We start from the raw sequence: 18,540 nt of genomic DNA on the forward strand, positions 1-18,540 counted from the left end.
ATTACCCTGCCAATACCTGGGCTTTTATGCAAGGGATTCCCATGACTGCAGGAAACACCTACAAGGTGGAATTTTACCAGCGGGTTAGGGCGTCATGGGCTCCTGAAAACATGAAAGTTACCGTGGGCACAGCACAGACCGTGGCTTCGCAGACAACAACTCTGCTTACCTTGACAGGTGTGACCAACGAAAACTATATAAACAGAGTAACGGCAGATTTTACCCCCACAAGTTCAGGCACCTACTATTTTGCGTTTCACTGCTTTTCTACAACAGAAGGGTATTATTTGTGGGTTGATAATATCCGGGTGTATGAAACAACTTCTGCAACCCCAGTCTTGGCTGTCTCAGAACAAGAATGGGACTACGGCTTGGCATTTGCCAACAACAGCAGTTGCACCCCGCGCACCTTCACTGCCACAAACACGGGAGGCGGGACCCTCACCATTCCCTACGGCAATGTGAGGCTGGAAGGGCGGGACGCTGATCAGTTCACGCTGACGGACAACAACACTTATCCCATCAATCTTGGCGGTGGTCAGTCCGCTTCCTGGACCGTGAAATTCAATCCCACTTGTGAGGGTGAAAAAATTGCACGGTTGGTGATTGAAGACTCCAACGGCGCCAAATATACCGTTGCCGAAGTAAATCCTGAAACCGCTTCGCAGGCTGAACTTGTGAAGATGGGCGCATTCGGTCCCGTTCAGCCGAGAGAGAAGAGCCTGGATTTGATGCCAATCAGCTTTGAAAAACAAAAAATATATCCCGATTCCCGCAAGGGAACTGAGCCGGGCATAAATATGCAAGCCAGGCAGCAAATCACAATACCGAATTCCCAGGATGAAAAATCCCCTAACCACATCACAATGGGTCAGATTATACCTGCGGATTTCAGTGAGAAAGACAGCAAAAGCATCTCCCTGCGCGGCTTTGGCGTGAGCCAGGTTTATGAGGATTACTTTGAATCCTACACAGATTTCACGCTCAGTTTCCTGCCCTGGACCCAGTATGATGGAGACGGCTCTACAACCTATGGATTCCAAGACATTAACTTCACTAATACCGGCTACACAGGCAGCTACATTATCTTTAACCCCAGTGCAACAAACCCTGCACTCACTGGACTCACCAGCGATGCAGACGCTTTAAGCGGAGATAAATATGCAGCTTGTTTTGCGGCTACTTCTGGCTCCAACGACGACTGGCTGATCTCGCCCAAACTGAGTTTTGGAAAATATCCACGCATCAGCTTCTTCGCAAAGTCGTATGACCCGTCCTATTATCCTGAAACCTTCAACGTTCTGTATTCCACCACCGGCAACAGCTACACCGATTTCACAGCTTTAAATTCCAGCCCCATAACTGTGGGTTTGGATTGGACTCTGTTTGAAATTCAACTCCCTTATGACTGTTTCGACACCGACGTGTATTTCGCCATCCAGTGTGTTTCGCAGGATAAGTTTTTCCTGATGGTTGACGACTTCGTGGCAGGCAGCTCCAGTTGCGTTTACGCAGTGCAAAGTGGATATTGGAGCGATCCCAACACCTGGAGCACAGGATATGTTCCCGATTCCTCCGACGATGTCTGCATCCCCAACGGCATGACCGTGATTGTGGACAGCGAATATATGACCTATCCGGACTGGACTGGTATCTACAGCTATGCCAATAATCAGGCAAACGCGGCATCAGTCACCATTCATGATGGTGGTGAATTGATCATCGATTCCGGAGCAGTGTTGGCGGTGCTTGGTGATGTGGACAACAGTGGCAGCATCACCATGAATCCCGGAACTGGAAGCAACTATGACAATGAAGAAACTTATTTCTTTGTCACTGGAGATTTTACCAATACCCTAAGCGGAACACTGGACTTTTCCGGCACCTACACCAACTTCTACCTTCAGGGCGACCAAGCCCAAGCCTTCACCAATGATGGCAGCATCACCGGCTTGATCTACAACTTGTGCCTGTCGAACGTATATGGAGCCACCCTGGCGGGCGATAATCCCATCCCTGCACGCAGGGTGAACCTCTTCACCGGACAGATGTCCAACGCCTCGCAACTGGTTTTGGGAAGCTATCCCGGCGCTGCTTATGTGCAGGTTGGAAACCTGGAACAGAACAACCCCGCTGGCAGTTTCGATAAGCATCCCAGCTATGTTGAGAATACCTTCATCTTTATCTATTATGCTTCCGGAGATTCAGACTATTCCACCGGCTACGAGATTCCCGAGGATGGGATCATCGACTATATGCTGGTTTACATGGATTCCGGAACCCAATACGAGCTGACGATGAGCAGCCACATCATCATCTCCGGCAGGTTGGATGATGATGATTGGGAAGACGAGGTAAAATTCATCGGCGGCAGACTCTATTTCAATGGCTACGCTCTGATTTACAACGCCGAGGACTTCTATATTTCCGGCGGTGAAGATGTTTACGTGGACGACTTCCAGGTGGAACTGGATGAAGAAACCCAATATGATATTCCCGGCACTGTCGCTACATATCTGCACACCTGGGAAACTTACGGCACCCAAAACGGCGGAGTGGAAATGAATTTCTACAACCCCACCGAGTGGGGCAGCGCGATGTATGTGGACGCATACGTAAGCGACGACGGCGGCCAAACCTGGACCCTCTATGAATCAAATGTGCCTGTCACAAATTCCATCGCGACTCTGGACGGCGTGACAGACTTGGGTGCCTCCACCCAGACCCGCATCTGGGCCTTTGCCAACCCATCTGTGCCGGTGGAGCTTTCCTCCTTCACCGCAGCCATTTCGGCGGACAACTTTGTGAACCTGATGTGGATTACGCAGTCGGAAACCGGCGTGCTGGGCTTCTATGTGCTGCGCGGCACGGAAAACCTTCTTGCCGACGCCATCACGGTGAGTGAACTTATCCCCGCCATGAACACATCCGAACAGCAGAGCTATATCTTCAAGGACACCGAACTCTTTGAAGACGGATACTACTACTACTGGCTGCAAAACTCAGACATGGATGGCACCGTGAGCTTCCACGGTCCTGTGAGCATCGAGTTTAACACGATTGGCAGCAGCGTTCCGGAAATTCCGCTGGTCACAGAGCTTAAAGCCATCTATCCCAACCCCTTCAACCCCAGGGCTTTCATCCCCTTCAGCTTGAAGGAAGCCGCCAATGTCAACTTCGAAATCTACAACGCCCGCGGACAGCTGGTGAAGCGCATCCCGATGGGACAAAAGGCTCCCGGACACTATCGCACCGAATGGGACGGTCGTGACGATCAGGGCCGCGCCTGCGGAACCGGAGTCTATCATATCCGCATGACGGTTGGAAACGACAGCTTCCTCCGCAAAGCGGTGTTGATGAAATAATAATCTAAATCATAAGATAAGCTCGATGCCGGGTGGCTATACGTCGCCCGGCTTTTTTTGGTTCATCAATCCTTTTCATTTTCCCCCTCCCGTGTATCCCACAATCTATTTTCCAAAAAACAAATTTAGCTTGACAGAAAGCGGAAACAAGGCATTTTTGAGCGAAAGCTATGAAAAAGAAAAACTTTGCACCCGGGATTCTTCTCTTCGTCCTGCTGATTTTGCCGGCGGCTTTCAGCGCGCAAAGCTTGAACGACGAATATATTTTCCCTGGAGATGAAGCTTGGGATGACCCCATTTATGAGGTTTTTTCCCGGCCTAATTATGGGCTGGGTGGGCTTTTCGGCAATATTATGGTGGGGGGAAACTGGTATTCCCAGGTGAGGCTGCGTCCGGAAATGTCAATTTGGAAGGTGGGCATCGGCATGGACATCGATTTGCTTTTCGATGGTGAAGGCCGCCTGCGCCGAACCGGCTGGGAAAACTGGGAAGACCTCGCCAAAAAGCTTTTTTATCTGCGCTTTGCCGACCGGCGGGATTCGCTCTATTTCAAGGTGGGCTGCATTCCGGATTACACTTTGGGCCATGGCTTGATTTTCGACGACTATTCAAATATGCTCCGCTATCCCGAGGAAAAACCAATCGGAGCCTACCTGGGCGCGAACACGAACGCCTATGGCTTTGGTTTTGAACTCTATACCCACGACATTTCCAAAAACGAGATTATTGCCGGCAAGGCAGGGTTTAAACCCCTGCTGGGCACACGCTTGCCAATTCTAAAAAACATCAGCATTGGTGGAAGCTTTGGCGCCGATCGCAATCCCTGTGGCAAATATCCCGATTCCGATGGCGACGGCATTCCAGACATATACGATAAATTTCCCCATGATCCACGGTTTTGGCTGGATACCGATGACGACGGTATTCCAGATGAACTGGATATCGATTTAAACGGCAATTCCATCATCGACCATCCCGACCTCAACCCCTATGTGAACGAGATTTTCCCCAATATCTTGGAAAACTATCCGGATTATCCTTTCGACACGGCGGTGTTTCCGGATTCCGCCGCTTTTTATCCCAAAAACCAGCCCATGTGGATTTACAGCTTGAATTATGAGCTGCCGCTGGTGGACACCGAGGGCCTGCGTCTGAGCAATTACGGCGAGTATGCCATCATGCGCGACCACGGCAACGGCATCATCCTGCCCGGGTTGGCGGCACGTTTTTTGATTTTCGATATGAAGGTGGAATTCCGCCATTTCAACGAGAGTTTTTTGCCGGCATATTTCAACTATCTTTACGACGAACAGCGTTGCCAAGTGGTTGACACCGTTATAGATGGCCGCCGCCATTACAGCCTGCGCCTGAAACAGGATGAGCTGGCTGATCTAACATCCAGCCTGGGTTGGTTTGGCTATCTGAAGGCAAACATCGCGAATTTTGCCTATATGAAGGTGGCATATCAAAATATGTTTGGTGATGACGTTGTGAAGGGAAAATCGCTGTGGGCAAAACTGAGCTTCATGCCGGAAAAATTTCCCCGCCTAAAAGAGGCTTCCATCTATTACGCGCAGACAGATGTGAATAAAATGGACCTGCGAAACTGGCGCAACCCAAATTCGCAGATAAACGGCAGAATCGTTTACAGCTATAGTGATAACTACAATTTGGTTTGCCGCTATCGGGAGTATTACCGTGACGTGAATGGTGACGGGGAGATTAAAGGAAAAGATGAGATAATCGAATCCCTGAGTTTGGGGATTGAATTCCAGTTTTGATGATTCTGTTTAAGGTTCATGCTGATTACGCCGATTAGGCTGATTATGTATTAAAAGTTGTAGCGTTTTGTCGTTTCGCTGCGTGTCAGACGAAAAAAGCACCCACTACCAACTGACGACTCTATACTGACAACTTACAACAGTCCCCCGTCTTAAAGTCTCACACTCTTGGTCTTCCTTGACCCTGGCTCAGGCGTCACACATTCATGCCTCATGATCAAACCCATAAAAACAGGGGATGTTCGGCGGATAATATGCAAATACTCCAGGGCTGCCAGACAGGGAGGATTTGAAATTGAGGAACACCGGTTTTTAACCGGTCGGACCTCCGGATTTATCCGGAAAATGGATAGCGGGGCTTTTTCATATTGTGCCTGAAAATTACCGCCAAACCAGCCCAGCCCGTCATCCTGAACGAAGTGAAGGATCCAGGCCTTGGTGCTAAAGAATGTTCCTCTGACAAGCCAGACTCTGTAAACCGTGAACCAGCCCCGAACCGGCCTATCACCCCAAAGACTTATCGCCTGCCGTCGGCGCTAACGCGCCGCTTGAAAAACAGGGACTGGATTCTATCGCTACGCCACATAATGACTCATTGGCACAGGGTTTTCAGCCTGAAGAGCGAAGTGGGGATTGTCCTTTAAAGCCTTTTCCCTACATGGACTGGATTCTTCACTTCGTTCAGAATGACGCGTAGACTCAGGTCTTTCAGTGCAATTGACTCCACACACTACCTCGCCATCTCTCTACCTCGCCAAAAAACTTACAACAGCGGCAAAGTCGCCAGCCAAAGCTTCCCCACTCCCTCCAGTTCCAGCCTTTCCGGTTCCGCGCTCACGAAGGCACTTTCGCCCTTTTTGAGGCTCAGGCTCTCCCCCGCTGCCTTCAGACTGACGTTTCCATCCTCACATAAAAGTATCAGCGGAGCTTCGTTTAATTTCAAAACGACGCCACAGCCATCCAAGCGCAAATGTCGCAGTTCAAATTCCCGCGCGGGAGTGCGATAGGCCTCCAGGCCGGAGCCGATGTTTTCAGGCTTCAAAATTCCACCCGGATACGGTCTGAAATCCAAAACACGCGCCAGTTCCAGGCTGTCGATGTGTTTGGGGCTCAGTCCACCGCGCAAAACATTGTCTGAATTTCCCATAATTTCGATGCCCGCGCCTTCCAGGTAAGCGTGCAACACGCCCGCTTCCAAAAACAGCGCCTCACCGGGCTCGAGCTGGAAAATATTCAAATACAACGGTGCCAGCAGACCCCGGTCTCCCGGATGGTGACGTTTGAGCCCCAAAATGCAATCCCGAATCTCGGGATCGAGAACATTTCCTGGCAGGGCTTCATCCAAGGCTGCCAAAGCCTTTGACAACGTATCCTGCCCCAAATTCAAGAGTTCCATTGACAAATCGGCGAAAGTGCGCGGATTGGGATGGAGCTCAAACACATCATATTTGCGTAAAAACCCCGAAACACCGGCATCCTTGAGGTTTTTGGCAATCTCATCCGCGGGACGAAAACCGCAGATGGCCTTGAAGGGCGTGAGAGCGCAGAGCAATTCCGGCTTTGGCAGAGGATCGCGATAGTTCCTCAGCGGCGAATCCAGAGGCAGCGCCAGGCTGTTCTCGCGCTCGAAGCCCAGCTTGGCTTGAGCCGCACTGGGATGAGCCTGCAGGGAAAGTGGTTCTGCCGCCGCCAAAACCTTCAGCAGGAAGGGAAGCTCTCCCTGTGCCAGAGCGACGCCGCGTCCCAGGGTGCGATCGGGATCTGAAGCAATCAGTTCGCGCAGGCTGCGCCCGTTTTCAGCCAAAATGCTGGATGCGCTGGGATGGGCTCCCAGCCACATTTCTGCCACAGGCAGTCCCGAATCTGGCGTTTTTCCCAAAAGATGGGGAATGAATTCCGGCGAACCCCAGGCATAGTTTTTCAGCGGCGCGATTAGCCTGTGCAGCGCCATCATTGTTCCTCAATCCTGCCCAGGCGTCCCTGCAGCAGTTGCAGCATCGGGCTCAACAGCGGAAAAAAGCGCTTTGCCTGTTTGAGGTATTTACGCGCTTTCACATGATCTTTTTCACGCAACAGCAGGCGCACCAAGTCTTCGTAAACCCCGATGGAATATGGATTATCCACCACAGCCCGCTCCAAAACAGAGATTCCCAAGCCGGGCATTCCGCTTCTGACGGCGCAATCCGCATACACCAGCCTGTGTTCGGTCTGCATTCTGTTTCCCGGGCGGTCGTAAGCCATAAACGCGTTCAGTGCCATCAGCCAGTTTTTGAAATGGGCAAAGCTGAGCGCTTTCAGCAAAAGCAGGTGTTGATGAGATCCGATTCTCGCCTCGGCTTTGGCGATGCAGAGCTGAGCGGCTTCGAAATCTCCCACCCGGAAAAGCTGTTCGATTAAAAGGAAATAGATGAAGGGATTGTTGTCTATCACGCTCATCAATTCCCGCATAATGGCAATGCTTTCGCGGTGTTTTCCCAAATAGGCAAGCGCCAATGCCTTGTTGTAGCGAACGTCTGTGCTGGGCTGGCTGATTTTGTCGTAATACACAATGGCCAATTGATATTCGCCCTGGGCAAAAAAAGTGTTGCCGATGACCAGTTTGAGCTGATTATCGTTTGGATCCAGCTTCAATGCCGATTGGAAGCAGCGCACAGCTTTGTCGTAAAGCTGACGTTTTTGATAGAAATCCCCCAGGGCAATCAGCGGCCTCGGATCGTTGGGGTTTTCCTCCACCGCCTGCATCAGCAATTGAGCCGCGTGCAGCCAGTTTGTTCTCATCAGCGCTTCCGCCCTCAGAATCAGTTTTCGCAAATCTTCATCTGCCGGCATTTGTTGCTCCAATCTTCATTTAAAAAACCTCAGGGCAGTTCCTTCAGAATTTCTTCCACGGCGCGCAAAAGCTGGGTATCGTTGCCGGAAATCAGGTCTTCGGGGGTGATTTCCACCAAAATATCGGGTCGCACACCGGTTCCTTCCATGTTTGTGCCGTCCAGTTTATACCAGCCGGAGCCAGGCATGCGCATGGACGAACCATCCAAAAGGCGATATTGCCAGGTTCCAATCACGGAGCCGCTGGAAGGCTGTCCCACCACCTTTCCCAAGCCCAATTCCTGATAGACGGTGGGGAAAATCTCGCCATCGGAAAAAGAGCCTTCATCCACCAGCACGATGCTGGGACGGGTCCAAACCCGCCTGGGCTCCAGATTTTGGATGCCGCTGTAGCGCCGGGAAGTGGACCAGGCATAGGGCTGGCGGTTCAGAAGGTTGATGATTTGGTCGTGGATATGGCCGCCCGTGTTGCCACGAACATCGATGATGAGGGCTTCCTTGTCCACGTTGTCGCGGAAAAGATCACGGTAAAAATTATTATAGTCCTCGCTGCCCATGCTGGGGATGTGGATATAGCCCACGCGTCCCTGGGTGAGTTCATCCACCTTTTTTTGGCTCAATGCCGTTTCATAGTCATAGCGCAGGGCGCGGATTTCGTCCCATCCCAAGCCTGTGAGCGTGGCCTGTTTTTCCTCGCCATCGCTAAGATATTCGAGGTTGATACGGCTGCCTTCCTTGCCCAACAAAAGCTTATCCAGCGGAGTGTTGGCCATGATTTTCTCGCCGTCGATGGCGGTCACAATATCCCCGGTTTTGATGCCATAATAGCCAAAAAGAGATGAATTTGGATAAACCAATCTCACTTCCAAGCCTTCCTCAAGCTGCTTTTGCCAGTTGAATTCCAAGGGCAGATAGGCCGGGGATTCATATTTCATGCTCCCTTCGCGACGGGGATAAAAACCTGTGTGGGAGGCGTCAACGTCGCCAATCATTTCGTTCACGATGGAGGCAATATCGCTGATATTGCGTGCTTTTTCGGCAAAGGGGTGGTAGAGCTCGTAAAGCGCGTCCCAATCCTGGCCATGCATGTTCGGATCATAAAAATTGAGGCCAAAAGCACCCCAAACCTGTTCGAAAACGCGGGTGTTCAGCTTGCTGAGGCTGTATTCATATTTGAAGCTGGCGCCCACTTCACCCTTGTTGCGTTTTTCCAGATGGAACCAACTGATTTTGCCGTCGTTCAGCCAGTAAAGCTTGTCTCCCACGCGGCGGGGGCTTTTCGCTTTTTTTCCCAGGTCGTGCACGTCCTTCACGTTTTCACCCTGGATATTGGCTTTTTTCAGCTTGATGCCAGGGTCATCACCGCTGCCCCAAGCATAATAATAAAAAGTGCTGTCGTCGATGGCGCGTTCCACGCTCAGGCTGCGCTCGCTTTCCTCCAAAATGGGATACAGTCGTTTTTCCAAACCTTCCCAAACGATATTCAGTGGAAGCGCCGGTTTTTCCTGGGGCTCGTCTTCATTTGTCTCGGAGATGTCGATCTCAATTTCCATATCCACATCCTCCGCGTTTTCCTCCTCGGAAGGGTTCAGAATCTCGTCCCAATTGTCAATCTCAAATTCAAATTCATCTCTGGGTGCCAGATCCAGCCTGAAGATATCCCCGCCCCTGCCAATCAGGATGGAACGGTTATCCGGTGTCCAAGCCAGGGAGTTAATCCACATATCGTCGTTCATCAGCTTCAGGTTTTCACCGCTGGCAAAATCGTGCAGCCAAAGTTCACGCATCCAGATATCTTCACGGGTGGTGGCAAAAACGGCATATTCCCCGGTGGAATTGATGGCAAAATCGCCAATGGAAGCGCGGTTATTGTTGATGGGCTTCAGGTCTTTCAGTCCGGGACCGCCCACGGCGATGCGTCCGCTCTGGAGTTTATCGCCATAAAACAGCACCCATTTCCCGGAAGCTTCATCCCGGTAAAAACGATCCACGTCCAGGCTGTCCGCGCCGAACCATTCCATGCGTTGTGGTTTGGCGCCCTCTTCACATTTCACGCTGAAAAGCCTGCCGATGCCTCCGTCCATCATTCTCAGAGCCAGGCTGCGCCCATCTTCCAAGAATTCCATGGCACCGATGGCGGTGAGATCCGTCCCCACCGGCAGCACTTCACCCCCCTTGCGGGGCATGAAAAAAGCGTCATATTTGTATTTGAAGCCCACCAGCAGGTCGTCTCCCGAAACCGCGAAAGCCTCGATGGCATCCTTCACGTTTTCTGTTTGCAGGTCGCGCCGCCATTGGTCTTCACCAATCCTCACTTCCAGTTTCGCCGCGCCGCGCTCGGGTTCCCAAGTCCAAATTTCGTGGAACATCTCAAACGCCATGCGGTCGTTTTGGCGCGCGATATTTATATCCCGGGCAGACCACTGCGGGAAATCCGTCAACTGTCTGGGTTTGGAAAAATCCATGTCGTCGGCACTGTAAATCTGGAAACGCTGTCCATCCGAAGCGCAAAAATAGAGCCTGTCCCCGATGTGGGAATGCCGCGGATAGCGCTCCGTGAAGTCCGTAAAGGTCAGCCTGGTATAGCTCTTTGTGTCGATGTCAATTTCCCAAAGTTCGCCGGCGGTGCTGCCGCGGTAGGCCTCACGATGGGGATCGCCACGGCGGTTGAACACAATCTTTTTATTATCCGGTGAAAGGCTGGCAAATCTATCACCGATTTCCGCCAAAAGCACAGGCCTGCTGCCATCCAAGGGCATTTTATAAAATGATGAGCCAAAACCCGGATTGTAGCGCGTCACCAAAAGCGCCTGTCCGTCCGCGAACCAATCGCAAAGCATGTAGCTTTCCTCAAAAACCGCGCACGCCTCGCCACCTTCAGCGGGCATCAGATACACAAAACTGCCCCTGCCACGGTTCGAATTGAAGGCAATGGTTTTGCCATCGGGAGACCACTGTGGGCCAAACTCGTCTTCTTGTGTGGCGGTGAGCCGGATGGCGGTTCCGCCGTTCCAGGGCACGCGCCACAGCTCTCCGTCGTAAACAAAACAGATCTCGCTGCCATCAGGCGAGACGGCGGGGTCGGTTGGGAAGCGTGGTTCCAATGCCCAAGCCGTCGCAGTAATCAGAATCAGCATTGCCGCGAAAATTCGTTTCATTGTGTTTTTTCCTTTAATCTTTTTCCCAGATCTCGAGGCCCTGTTTGGGCTCCCGGATGCTATATTCATATTTTAAAACCCTTGCCTCCAAAGGCGGATACGCTGTTCCGCGCGCCCTCAAAAAATACTTTTCCGCCTTGGGGCGGGTTAAAAATCGGTTCAGTTCCGCGTCCAGCGCTTCCTCACGGGCTTTCACCCGCGCACTCAATTCCTGGCTGGCTTCGCTGTCCCCCATTTCACGCAGGCGAACCAGCTCTTTGGTCATCTGCATCAGAAGTGCTTTGTGGTAGGGCCCGATGCTAAGTTCCACCTCGGTTTCCCCGCCCTGGGGCTCGCCCAGGTTAAAAACGTCCAAACTGCCGCCACATTCGCTGTGACCACCGCGGATGCTGCCGTTTTCGCTAAAGATGCTGCCGCCGACGACCACTTCGCTGCCGCTGATGAGATCCTCAAAACGCAATCCGCCGCCACAAAGCACCCGCGAAGAGCGAATATCCCGGCATACCAGGTTTCCCTCCACGTTCAGCCCGGGCTCACGACAATCCACGATGTCGCCCTCAACTTTTAAACTGCCCAGGCAATGCAGCGCACTGTGGGAAATATCCCCACGTACGATCAGGTCTCCCGCCACGCGCAGTTTTTGCATGTGTACCGTGCCGAGAATCTCCAAATCCGCTGGACATCTGATCTCAACACCGGCTTGCGTGGGCAGTTCATCCAAAATCAAACGTTTCAAAACGGAGATACGTCCGGTTTCGTCCACGCTGATAAATCCTCTGCCCTCGGCAATGAATTGACGTTTTTCGGGTTGGAAAACCACATTTTCACCCGCCACCTGCCCTGCGGATTCCATGTCAAAATCCTCATCCTGCAGCATTTCGCCATAGATGTCGTAGATGGAGCCCTGGCGTTCGAAGATATTTCCGCCATAATCTGCCACCACTGTGCCTGCCTCAATGCAGGTGAGCCCCTCCAACTCTGTGACATCCACTTTTCCGCTGAAATCTTTCGCTTCCTTCAGGTCAAAAAAGTAGTTCAGCTTGCTTTCACCCTTCACGCGCCGGCTCATGGCGATGGGGAAAGCCACGTCAAAATCTTTTTCCAAGCCGTGTTTGCGCATATAACGCGCGGCTTCTTCAAATCCGGTGCGGATACCCGCTTCCCCGATCAGGTCCAGGATGTCCTGTTCGTCGGTCAGCCTTTTTTCGCCGCTGATGGTCAGCCAGGCGGAAAGACGGTCTTCACGCAGTTCCAGCCGGATATTCCCGGCTCGGTTCCTGAGGATCTTGCTCATATTCAAGTCCGATTAAGTTTATCTGTCTTTGGGGGCCGCCGTCGCGGCGATGCGAATGGTGGTTCGAAGATTCAAGGGTACAGGCAAAATCCTGTTCGATATTGTAAAAGGGCAAACCTGCTTCGATAAGCTGGCGAAAAACCGCCACGCGCAGGTCAATCACGCGGCTGCCATCTTCGGGATTGCATAAACACGGCAGTGGCTGGCTTTGGCGAAAGTGTTGCCAGGTGGTTTCGTCCACCTGATAGTGTTGCGCGCAGATGCCGGCGCCCACGTGAGCCCACAGCTCGACGGGTTGGATGCCAAATTCTTCGCTCAAAACACGGATGGTTTTGCCAACAATGTTCAACCGGGTGCCTTCGCGGCCGCTGTGGATTGCGGCAACTACCCGACCCTGTTTATCTTCCAACAGGATGGGGTAACAATCCGCGGTTCGAATCAAAAGATATTGCCCGGGGATGGTTGTGATCAGCGCGTCCGCTCCGGCAATTTTCGGCTGGGTGATTCCAGCGCCGCTGTCTTCAGCCTTGCAAACATGCACCCCGTCGTCGTGAACCTGTTGGGCAATCACCAGGCTGGAAAGCGCTATCTTTTTGCCTTCCACACAAAAATCCTTCCCTTCCCGCAACAGCGCGTGAAATTCCGGATTTTTGCCACCCAGATGCAGCCAGGGCTTCAGTTTTGTTGGGTTTGGGGCTGGAGCGCTCATCAACTGTCGGCTTCCTCTTCCTGGCTTTCGCTGTGTCCAAAACGCATTTCCCGCGCCTTGGCAAGTTTTTGCTGAATGTGCTGTCGGTCATCGTCGTCCACTGCAGCCAGGATGAATTCAAAAATCTCATCCGTGCCCAGGGTTTCTTTTTCAAAAAGCTCCTCTGCCAAGCTTTCCAGAAGTCCGCGATGTTTGCGCAAAATCTGCAGTGCCCGATCGTAGGCGCGGCTGATGAAGCCCCGCACTTCGCTGTCGATGAGCTGGGCGGTCTCGTTGCTATGGGTATCGCGGCCGATAAGTTCTTTGCCCAGATACACTTCACCGTGATCCTTGCCCACGGTCATGGGTCCGAAAGCTTCGCTCATGCCCCAGGAACAGACCATTTTTTTGGCGATGTCGGTCACCCGCTCCAGGTCGTTGCCCGCTCCGGTGGTAAATTCATTGTAGACAATCTCTTCCGCTGCGCGTCCGCCCAGGGTTCCGGTCATCATCTGTTCCAGATAGCTGCGCGAATAATTTGTTTTGTCCGACAGCAAAAAGTGAGTGGCGCCAGCGGCAAAACCGCGCGGGATGATGGAAACCTTGTGCACCGGCTCGGTCTTTTCCTGAAAAACGGAAGTGAGCACATGCCCGATTTCGTGGATGGCGGTACGGCGTTTGTCTTCCTCTGGAATCACGCGGCTCTTCTTTTCCTTGCCCAGAATCAATTTATCCTTCGCCTCTTCAAAATCGCTCATATTGATATTTTGCTTGTTGTGACGGGCGGCAATCAAGGCGGCTTCGTTCACGATATTTGCCAAATCCGCCCCGCTGAATCCCGGCGTTCCACGTGCTATCAGCTCCAGGCTCACATCTTCGCCCAGAGGCACTTTCGCGGCGTGCACCTTCAGGATTTCGGTGCGTCCCTTGATGTCGGGCAAATCAACCGTCACCTGACGGTCAAAACGTCCCGGTCGCAACAGCGCGGGGTCCAAAATATCCGGACGGTTGGTGGCGGCAATGATGATCACCGCTTCGTTTGGCTCGAATCCGTCCATTTCCACCAAAAGCTGGTTCAGGGTTTGTTCGCGCTCGTCGTGTCCACCGCCCAGACCGGTGCCGCGGTGTCTGCCCACGGCGTCAATCTCGTCGATAAAAGTGATGCAGGGCGAGTTTTTCTTAGCCTGCTCAAAAAGGTCACGCACGCGCGCGGCACCCACGCCCACAAACATTTCCACAAAGTCCGAGCCGCTGATGCTGTAAAAGGGAACCTTCGCCTCGCCGGAAACCGCTTTTGCCAACAGCGTTTTCCCCGTGCCGGGGCGTCCCACCAGCAACACTCCCCGCGGGATGCGTCCGCCCAAGCGCTGGAATTTTTTGGGGTCTTTTAAAAATTCAACAATCTCCTGCAGCTCTTCCTTGGCTTCATCCACGCCCGCCACGTCTTTGAAGGTCACCTTGCTGCGGTCGCCCTCGTGTTTGCGTGCCCGGCTCTTGCCAAAACTGAAGGCTTTGGCGTTCTGATTACCCATTCCCCGCATCAAAAACCACCAAAAACCAATCACCAAAATCAGCGGGAAAATATAGCTCAAAATCCCCAGCCAGCGCGAAGGCTTTTTGGTGATCAGTTCAACCCGTTGATCGCGAATCAATTCCATCAATTCCGGATCGTTCACCGGTGGCAACAGGGTATGAAATTTTTTGCCGTCCTTGGTCTCATACTGCAGATCCTGCTCCATCATGGTGACCTGCTTCACCTTGCCCGCGCGCAAAGCCGCTGTGAACTGCGAATATTTCGCCTCGCTCATCTGTTCATGTCCGCCAAACCAACTGAACACCATCAGGCTGCCCAAAATCAAGAGCACGATTACGAAGGTCCAGGAAATCCCCGGTTTGGCGGGGAGTTGAGGCCCGCCCTGAGGCGGCATTCCCGGACGCCGTGGTGGTTGTGGAGGCGGATTGTTTCCGTTTCTACGGTTTTTGCGTCTCAAAATAATCGTACGCACCAAACTGATTACGGTGATGGCCAGCAGGGCGATGATGAACCACATCAGAAGCTGGGAAAACTCCTGTGCCGGTCCCACCGGAACGCTTTGCAGGGGCGCGGGTTGGTTGGTCACGCCCAGGCTACCGGCGGCCAGGCTGCCTGCAAAAAGCAGCGCCGCCACGATAAATTGTATCTTTTTCATGAATAAATCTCTTCTTTCAGGATGCCGATATAGGGAAGGTTCCGATACCGGTTTTGATAGTCCAGCCCATAGCCCACCACAAAATCATTATCAATCTGGAAGCCCACATAGTCGAAACTTGTTTCCATCTTGTGGGCACGGGGTTTGTCCAGCAAAACGCAAACCTTCAGGCTGGCGGGGCCATGGTTTTGCAGATATTCGCGGATATATTGCAGCGACAACCCGGAATCCACGATGTCTTCCACAACGATAACGTGGCGGCCGGCGATGTTTGTGTCGATGTCTTTGCGGATTTTCACTGCTCCCGTGCTGCTGGCGCCGTTATAGCTGGATATTGCCATAAAGTCAATCTCCAGCGGAATCGTAATGCTGCGGCAGAGGTCGGCTAAAAACACGAAGCCGCCTTTCATGATGCCGATTAAAACCGGCACCGAATCTTTATATTCCTGGGCAATCTGCGTGCCGATTTCCCGCACCCGGGCTTGGATGCGGTGTTCGTCCAGCAATACTGCCGAGAGGTCGAGGTTCATACTGTTCATTTCATTCTCCTGGCTTCCACGCGGCTGGCAGCCCTTTTGGGGCGCGCCTTCATGTTTTCCGCGCTAATCAACAAAAATCGTGAGCTGTCCGGGTCCAATGCCGCGCGGGCGTCCACCCGCAGGCCTGTCACCCACACAATTTTATCCCCATCGTCGAAGATGGGAACCCTGTCGCGCTCAAAGCGGGGCAGCTTCACATTTATAAAAAAGTTTTTCAGCTTCACTTGTCCGTCCATGCCCAGCGGCTGGAAACGGTCTCCCGGACGGCGTGCCCGGATTTGCAGCGGAAAGCTGATTTTATCGGCATCCAGAAACACCCGCAGAGGGTCTTCCTCAGGCTGCGCGGGCAAAACCTTCAACAGCTTGAAGCTGAAGCGGTAATCCCCCCAAACAGCGCGGGAACGGTCTTCGCCGATGCTCAGTTCTTCCGGCACGGGCTCCGGCTCCTCGTCTGGCTCCAAAATCAGGCGGTCGTAAACCTTCACCGCCCTCAAACCGCGCCCCAGGGGCACATATTTGGAGCCTTGAGAATCCAGCAAGTTCATCAGTTCCTGGAAGTTATAGGAAAAAAAGTCCCGTTCACTGCCGCTGAGCTGGCTGGTGAATTCGCGCAGGATATACCAGCGCTCCAGACGGCTGCAGCGCTCAAACTCCGGCAGCGAAAGCGTTATCCGTTCCGGTTCCTGCTCCAGCGCCACCTTCTTCATCAATTGCTGGGCACGCTTCAAAAGCATTTCCTCCGCCTCGGCGAAGATGCGTGCCTGAAGTCCCAGGCTGCTGCCCAGGCGGGGGTTCAGCTCCGTCTCCAAAAGCGGGATCAGGCTGTGCCGCACCCAGTTTCGTTTTAAGCTCTGGTCTTCGTTGCTGGCGTCCTCGCGCCAGGGCATTTTTTCCTCTTCCAAAATCTGGATTAATTCCTGTTTTTCAAAGCAAAGCAAAGGATGCGCCACGTTTCCAGCCAGGGGCCGGATACCGGCCAGGCCGCTCAAACCCGCGCCGCGCGCCAGGTTCAGCAGCATGGTCTCACTTTGGTCGTTCAGATGGTGACCGGTCACGATGAGATCAAAGCGGTAGGCGCTGAGAATCTCCTCAAAAACCTCAAAGCGCTGTTGCCGCGCCCGGTTTTCCAAGCCAGCACCCTGGGCAACGCGAATCTTGCGCACAATCAGGGGAACCCCCAATTCCTGGCATTGTTCGCGCACCAGGTCTTCATCGGCGTGGCTGGATGGACCGCGCAATTGATGATTCACGTGTACCACCAAAAGTGTGAGCCGAATGCGGGAAAGAAGCCGTGTAAATAAAAGTAGCAGCGCCATCGAATCCGCCCCCCCGGAAACGCAAAGCAAAAGCTTCGCGCCGGGGGAAAAAATCCGCATATCCCGCGCGTAACTCTCTAATTTATCAAGGGCTTGATCCAGCCGGGCCATGGACGCTCCTTTTGAATTTACTATGATAAGCTATGATTTTTGAAGGGCGCTGTTGTGTCAAGGGATTTGGCTTCGTAGCGATTTTATATGAATGGATTAGTGATGCACATGATGATGAAGATTAAAAAAAGGGGTTGGTTTTGGTGAGGTGGCGAGACGACCAGATGGCGAGGTAGCGCCAGACCCTCATCCTGAACGAAGTGAAGGATTCAGACCTTAATGTCAACAATGGTTTATGAGCAGCCAGGCTTTACACATCACCACCAAACTCAAGCCGACGCGTCATTCTGAACGAAGTGAAGAATCCAGCCCTGGGTAGTAAAAAAAGTTCCTCCGACCACCCGGTTTTGCTAATCATAAGCCAGACTAAGCCTTGGATAACTGACAACTCACAACTCTATACTGCCAACTTACACCGACTCCTCGCCTCTCCATCTGACCATCTCACCATATTTATAGAACGAGTCCCTTGTAAAAAACACCAATGATGCTAAACCTATATGTGCCTTATGTTTGCCTTTGAAACATAAGGGATACATAAGGCGGCAAGCAAGAAGGCGCGCTAAAGGTATGTCAACTGGTTACTTGCCCCAACCCTGTCATTCTGGCGCGCCAAGATGACGCCTGGGGCAGAGCTTTCAGGTCAACCGACTCGGAACACCACCTCGCCATCTCGCCTCCACTCCAATCCCTTTTGCATCCACAGCATCCTGTGTATCCCTAATCTATTAAAAAATCTGCGTTATCAGCGTAATCTGCGTGAACCACCTCGCCTCCAGCCGTCTCAAAAGCATTTTGCTTGACAAAAATTTGACAATCCAAAATATGTCAATTGCACCTTAGTTGTGGCTTCCATACAAAGTCTATCTACTTGACCTGCAGTGGAGTAAAGAGCCGCAGAAGGAAATGTTGACCCTTTTCAAAAGCGCGGGCGCGCAAAGGATAAATGTCAATGAAACCAAGAGCTAAAAGCTTTGCTTTTTTTTTCTCTTCGGCTCCAAAAGCCCAGGGGAGAAATGCAAACAGAAGCGCCTGCAATTTTCACAACTTAGCCCCACACTTTTCCCCACCACAAAAAAGCACGCGTTTTGCCGCCTGTGGCGTTTTGCCAAACATCATCGCACATGAAACACGCAGACCACGTCCAAGCTCAATCCGCGCCTTTTTCCCAAAAATCTCAACCCTCAAAATCAAACCGGGCCCGTAACAGCCAAAAAGGAGAACCAAATAGGCTGAGACCAGCCCCACATTAAAACAATTCTTCACCCAC

Annotated in this window: 10 protein-coding genes; 2 read left to right on the top strand and 8 right to left on the bottom strand. The window is 52.4% G+C overall.

The features are described 5' to 3' along the window. Positions 1 to 41 precede the first annotated feature (41 nt). On the top strand, positions 42 to 3,365 hold the full coding sequence (locus GX135_01885) for a T9SS type A sorting domain-containing protein (GenBank protein NLN84837.1): 3,324 nt from the start codon (positions 42 to 44) through the stop codon (positions 3,363 to 3,365). A 170-nt stretch (positions 3,366 to 3,535) separates the two neighbouring features. After that, positions 3,536 to 5,146: a hypothetical protein gene (locus GX135_01890; GenBank protein ID NLN84838.1), complete on the top strand. Its 1,611-nt coding sequence runs from the start codon at positions 3,536 to 3,538 to the stop codon at positions 5,144 to 5,146. A gap of 763 nt (positions 5,147 to 5,909) precedes the next feature. Here the strand turns inward: GX135_01890 and manA are convergent. The 8 genes from manA to tilS all read right to left on the bottom strand — a co-directional run bounded on the left by manA (position 5,910) and on the right by tilS (position 17,270). Beyond that, positions 5,910 to 7,100, bottom strand: coding sequence for a mannose-6-phosphate isomerase, class I (manA, locus tag GX135_01895; protein ID NLN84839.1), 1,191 nt, complete (start codon positions 7,098 to 7,100; stop codon positions 5,910 to 5,912). Next, positions 7,097 to 7,975: a tetratricopeptide repeat protein gene (locus GX135_01900; GenBank protein NLN84840.1), complete on the bottom strand. Its 879-nt coding sequence runs from the start codon at positions 7,973 to 7,975 to the stop codon at positions 7,097 to 7,099. Before GX135_01900 ends, manA begins: the two co-directional genes overlap by 4 nt. 29 nt (positions 7,976 to 8,004) lie before the next feature. Then, positions 8,005 to 11,133, bottom strand: a complete 3,129-nt coding sequence (locus GX135_01905; protein NLN84841.1) for a hypothetical protein — start codon at positions 11,131 to 11,133, stop codon at positions 8,005 to 8,007. Between the two features lie 13 nt (positions 11,134 to 11,146). Continuing rightward, entirely contained in the window at positions 11,147 to 12,427 is a 1,281-nt protein-coding gene (locus tag GX135_01910) for a DUF342 domain-containing protein (protein ID NLN84842.1), read from the bottom strand. After that, on the bottom strand, positions 12,375 to 13,136 hold the full coding sequence (locus GX135_01915) for a polyphenol oxidase family protein (GenBank protein NLN84843.1): 762 nt from the start codon (positions 13,134 to 13,136) through the stop codon (positions 12,375 to 12,377). The genes GX135_01910 and GX135_01915 overlap by 53 nt, the downstream gene beginning before the upstream one ends. After that, complete coding sequence (locus tag GX135_01920) at positions 13,136 to 15,166, bottom strand: ATP-dependent metallopeptidase FtsH/Yme1/Tma family protein (protein ID NLN84844.1); 2,031 nt, start codon at positions 15,164 to 15,166, stop codon at positions 13,136 to 13,138. The genes GX135_01915 and GX135_01920 overlap by 1 nt, the downstream gene beginning before the upstream one ends. Positions 15,167 to 15,300: 134 nt before the next feature. Next, positions 15,301 to 15,834 carry a hypoxanthine phosphoribosyltransferase gene (gene hpt, locus GX135_01925; protein ID NLN84845.1) on the bottom strand — a complete coding sequence of 178 codons (534 nt, stop codon included), beginning with the start codon at positions 15,832 to 15,834 and terminating at the stop codon, positions 15,301 to 15,303. 5 nt (positions 15,835 to 15,839) lie between these two features. Further along, positions 15,840 to 17,270, bottom strand: a complete 1,431-nt coding sequence (tilS, locus tag GX135_01930; GenBank protein ID NLN84846.1) for a tRNA lysidine(34) synthetase TilS — start codon at positions 17,268 to 17,270, stop codon at positions 15,840 to 15,842. Between the last annotated feature and the right edge of the window lie 1,270 nt (positions 17,271 to 18,540).

The organism is Candidatus Cloacimonadota bacterium (assembly GCA_012522635.1).
Classification (GTDB): domain Bacteria; phylum Cloacimonadota; class Cloacimonadia; order Cloacimonadales; family Cloacimonadaceae; genus Syntrophosphaera.

Excerpts from the sequence above, each read along its gene's own strand:
- GX135_01890 (NLN84838.1), top strand. The coding sequence starts at position 3,536 with ATGAAAAAGAAAAACTTTGCACCCGGGATTCTTCTCTTCGTCCTGCTG.
- GX135_01910 (NLN84842.1), bottom strand. The coding sequence starts at position 12,427 with ATGAGCAAGATCCTCAGGAACCGAGCCGGGAATATCCGGCTGGAACTG.
- GX135_01900 (NLN84840.1), bottom strand. The coding sequence starts at position 7,975 with ATGCCGGCAGATGAAGATTTGCGAAAACTGATTCTGAGGGCGGAAGCG.
- hpt (NLN84845.1), bottom strand. The coding sequence starts at position 15,834 with ATGAACCTCGACCTCTCGGCAGTATTGCTGGACGAACACCGCATCCAA.
- GX135_01915 (NLN84843.1), bottom strand. The coding sequence starts at position 13,136 with ATGAGCGCTCCAGCCCCAAACCCAACAAAACTGAAGCCCTGGCTGCAT.
- GX135_01920 (NLN84844.1), bottom strand. The coding sequence starts at position 15,166 with ATGTGGTTCATCATCGCCCTGCTGGCCATCACCGTAATCAGTTTGGTG.
- GX135_01905 (NLN84841.1), bottom strand. The coding sequence starts at position 11,133 with ATGAAACGAATTTTCGCGGCAATGCTGATTCTGATTACTGCGACGGCT.
- tilS (NLN84846.1), bottom strand. The coding sequence starts at position 17,270 with ATGGCCCGGCTGGATCAAGCCCTTGATAAATTAGAGAGTTACGCGCGG.
- GX135_01885 (NLN84837.1), top strand. The coding sequence starts at position 42 with ATGACTGCAGGAAACACCTACAAGGTGGAATTTTACCAGCGGGTTAGG.
- manA (NLN84839.1), bottom strand. The coding sequence starts at position 7,100 with ATGATGGCGCTGCACAGGCTAATCGCGCCGCTGAAAAACTATGCCTGG.